This is a genomic window from Candidatus Hodgkinia cicadicola, from assembly GCF_002774925.1.
The window spans coordinates 1-808 of record NZ_NXGO01000118.1 but is presented as its reverse complement, the minus strand read 5'-3'; the positions used below and the strand labels follow the sequence as shown (position 1 = coordinate 808).

Annotated in this window: 1 protein-coding gene; it reads left to right on the top strand. The window is 31.1% G+C overall.

What is annotated here, in order from left to right; translation table 4 throughout:
• Nucleotides 1-629, top strand: a 629-nt coding sequence (locus MAGTDC_RS03585) for a tRNA ligase subunit PheS family protein (RefSeq protein WP_462138619.1), incomplete at its 5' end; no start/stop codon positions are given.
• Between the last annotated feature and the right edge of the window lie 179 nt (nt 630-808).

The window sequence follows — 808 nt, the reverse complement described above, 5'->3', positions numbered from 1 at the left end:
TTTCAAACGGTGGTTTTGGATCTCAGGGTTATTGTTATAAGTGGTCTTTACATGAGGCACAGAAAAATTTATTGCGTACTCATACTACTGCTGTTAGTGCACGTATGTTGTATCAGTTAGCACAAGAAAAAGTTTTCAAACCAGTTAAATATTTTAGTATTGACAGAGTATTTAGGAATGAAACACTTGATGCAACACATTTAGCAGAATTCCATCAAGTAGAAGGTGTTATAGCAGATTATGACCTTACTTTAGGAGATTTGATTGGAGTTTTGTATCAGTTCTTCAGGAAATTGGGTATTACAAAACTAAATTTTAAACCAGCCTATAATCCATATACAGAACCAAGTATGGAAATATTTTGTTACCATGAAGGACTTGAAAAATGGATAGAAGTTGGTAACTCTGGTGTGTTTCGTCCAGAGATGTTGCTGCCAATGGGACTGCCAGAAAAAGTGAATGTTATTGCTTGGGGTTTATCACTGGAAAGGCCTACAATGATTAAGTATGGTTATAATAACATCAGAGATCTTGTAGGACCAAAGGTGAACCTTCAGATGGTTAATGATAATGGAATTTGTAGATTAGATAAATGACAACAGATAGAATGTTTTGTAATAACAAGTTAAATAAATACTAATATTTTATTGTTCAGAATTAAAAGTTATCATTTTTAAATCCTTGTATGTTTGTTTTTAATAAATTCTGAGTACACAGGTAGTTTACAAAATATGTATAACATAAAGGTAGAGATAATAAGTAACAAGTTATATTATTTAATAATAAAGTTGTGTTAGTGGTTATAATC